At 69.7% G+C, this 2,883-nt stretch carries 5 protein-coding genes; 3 read left to right on the top strand and 2 right to left on the bottom strand.

Going from position 1 to position 2,883, the window contains the following annotated elements; genetic code table 11:
• Nucleotides 1-889 (top strand): transporter associated domain-containing protein (locus tag AC3XYG_RS13220; RefSeq protein ID WP_489140302.1); only part of this gene is annotated, 889 nt, incomplete at its 5' end.
• A gap of 10 nt (nucleotides 890-899) precedes the next feature.
• Here AC3XYG_RS13220 and AC3XYG_RS13225 read toward each other — a convergent pair.
• A complete protein-coding gene (locus tag AC3XYG_RS13225; RefSeq protein WP_489140303.1) occupies nucleotides 900-1,196 on the bottom strand; it encodes a hypothetical protein in 297 nt (98 codons plus the stop codon).
• On the bottom strand, nucleotides 1,193-1,690 hold the full coding sequence (locus AC3XYG_RS13230) for an IS6 family transposase (protein ID WP_489140304.1): 498 nt from the start codon (nucleotides 1,688-1,690) through the stop codon (nucleotides 1,193-1,195). Before AC3XYG_RS13230 ends, AC3XYG_RS13225 begins: the two co-directional genes overlap by 4 nt.
• Nucleotides 1,691-1,844: 154 nt before the next feature.
• Here AC3XYG_RS13230 and AC3XYG_RS13235 point away from each other — a divergent pair, with 154 nt between their 5' ends.
• Entirely contained in the window at nucleotides 1,845-2,552 is a 708-nt protein-coding gene (locus AC3XYG_RS13235) for a response regulator (RefSeq protein WP_489140305.1), read from the top strand.
• A gap of 7 nt (nucleotides 2,553-2,559) precedes the next feature.
• A partial coding sequence (locus AC3XYG_RS13240; protein WP_489140306.1) for a hypothetical protein occupies nucleotides 2,560-2,883 on the top strand: 324 nt, incomplete at its 3' end.

Genomic DNA, 2,883 nt, shown 5'->3' on the forward strand with positions numbered 1-2,883 from the left:
GCGCGGCGCGGTGTCGATCCTGCTGGCCATCCTGCCGCTGATCGCGCAGCTGCCCGAGGGGCGGGTGATCTTCAACGGCGTCTTCCTGGTGGTGGTGTTCTCGCTGCTGCTGCAGGGCTGGACCATCCGGCCGCTGGCGAAATGGCTGGGCCTGATCGTGCCGCCGCGGATCGGCCCGGTCGACCGCGTCGAGCTGGAGCTGCCGGGCCGCGCCAACCACGAGCTGGTGGTGTACCGCATCGCGGCGCAGAGCCCGGTGGCCCGCGGCGAGCGCATCCCGCGCTGGGCCCGGCCCGCCCTGATCGTGCGCGACGGCCAGTCGGTCGACATCCACCATGCCGGACGGCTGCAGAGTGGCGACCAAGTCTACATCTTCACCCCGCCGCAGCAGGTGCGGCTCCTGGACCGGCTGTTCGCCACCCCGACCCGGCTGGCCGAGGATGACCGCGACTTCTTCGGCGACTTCACCCTGCATGCCGAGGCGCCGCTGGCCGAGGTGGCGGAAAGCTACGGCTTCGCCCTGCCCGACCCGGGCGAGACCCGGCCGATCGGCGTCTTCCTGCAGGACGCCTTCGGCGGCCGGGTCGAGATCGGCGACCGGCTGCCGGTCGGCGGGGTCGAGCTGATCGTCCGCGCCGTCGACGACGAAAACCTGGTCACCGAAGTCGGGCTGGCGCTGGAGCCGAGCCGCGGCGCCCAGCCCAAGCTGCCGGTGTTCCAGAACCTGTCGGAGATCGCCGCCTGGGGGCGGCATCGGCTGCGCGAGCGCCGCGCCCGGCTGGCATCGAAGCTGGCGGCGCGGACGCCCGCGGTCCCGGCTGAGCCGGCAGCGGAGGCGGCGGTCCCGGTCGAGTCGCCCGTTGCGGACGGGGCCGGGCGGACGGATTGACCCCGATGCGTCAGCCGCCCGAGGCGACCGCCGCATAGGACCAGAGGCCGGAGACGCACAGGCCGATGAGACCACCCAGGAGATACCGCCCGGCCGCTTTGCCGATGGAGCCGGCGCTTGACCCCAGGCCGCGCAGCAGGAGGTCGGCGAGCCCGCCGACAAGAACCCCGATCAGGGGAAACAGCAGATAGGGCGACAGGCCCATCGTGGCGTGGTCGAGGAAGCCCGCCACCAGCACGCCATTGACGTAGGCGGCTTCCAGCAGCCGGTCGAGCAGGTCGAGGGCATCGGCGCCGATCGGCATCATGCGCCCCCCATTCCGGCCCGGCCTTCGACCGGCCGCAGCCTCGCGGCCTCGACGGCCTTGCCGAGGAAGCGGTGGACGGCACGCATGTTGCGGTGGTCCGACAGCATCAGGTCGATGACCCGGCCCTGCCCGTCCATCGCCCTGAACAGGTACATCCACTGCCCGTCGACCCGGACGCAGCTTTCGTCGAGCTGCCACGGGCCCGGCCGGCCCAGCGCATGGACATCCTTCGCAATGCCCGGAGCGTAGCGCCGGACCCAGCGGAAGATGGTCGCGTGATCGACCCCAAGCCCTCGCGCCTGCATCTTCTCGGCCAGCTCACGATAGCTGGCGCCATCCCGGCAGTACCAGCGCACGCACAGCAGGATAATCTCCATCGGATAACGATGGCGACTGGCGACGGAGATCGGGTCCTGGCCCGTGATGATCACAGGCCGCCGCGGCGACATGGCAACAGGATCGGTCTGATCGACGAAGGCGGAGGCGGCTTTCATCTTCTGTCTTTCCTGCAGGAAGAGATGAGCCACCTAAGCCGCCGATTGTTTCCACCGGATTTCAACCGGCCGGCAACCCGAATTCGCCTCGGGAAATCATGCAGCAACAATCGGATGCTTGATGGGACATCACAGGCCTGGACAGGGGCGATGGATGAGCGATGCGGTGAACATTCTTGTCGTCGACGACGACCCCGGGATCCGCGACGTGATCGCCGAGAGCCTCGGCGCGCATGGCTTCCAGGTGTTCCCGGCCGCGGACACGCGCGCCATGGACCGCACGCTGGCGGACCATCGCATCGACCTCGTGATCCTCGACGTCCTGATGCCGGGGGAGAACGGCATCTCGGCCTGCCGCCGCCTGGCGGAAACGTCGCGGCCGCCGGTCATCATGCTGAGTGCGATGGACCGGCCGGGCGACCGGGTCATCGGGCTGGAGAGCGGCGGCGACTATTATCTCGGCAAGCCCTGCAATCCCCGCGAGCTGCTGGCCGTGGTGCGGGCCACCCTGCGGCGGAGTGCCGCCGGCGACATGCCGGAGTCGCGGCTGCTGCGCGTCGGCTTCCTGGGCTGGACCGTCAATTTCGCGGCACGTGAGCTGAAGAACCCGTCCGGCGTGCTGGTGCATCTGACCGATGGCGAGTTCGCCGTGCTGCGCGCCTTCGTCGAACGGCCGCGGCGCGTGCTGACGCGGGAGCAGCTGCTGAATGTCGCGCGGGGCCCCGATTCGGAATCTTTCGACCGCGCCGTCGACGTCCAGGTCAGCCGCCTGCGCCGCAAGCTGCGGGCGGTGGATTGTGAGCTGATCCGCACCGTCCGCAACGAAGGCTACATGTTCGTGCCCGCCACGCAGAAGCTGTGAGGGAGCCATGCTGAGCCTCCGCCGCCTGCCCCTGTTCGTCCGGATCTTCATGCTGCTGGTGGCCAGCGTGCTGTTCATCCAGATCCTGAACCTGGCGCTGGTGCTGGTGTTTCCGCCCGCGCCGGAACCGGTCGTCGCCTTTACGGAGATCAAGGCGGCGTTGATCGGCGACGCCTCTGCGCAGCGCATGCGGGCCACGGAACTGGATGCGGACGAGATGCGGCCGCAGGATCCGCAATGGGCCGAGCTTCGCGACCAGCTCGCGGCCCGGCTGGACGTGCCGCCGGATGCCCTGATCGTGGAGTTCGCCCGGCCGGAATGGCGTCACGGG

This window comes from Inquilinus sp. (genome assembly GCF_057815775.1).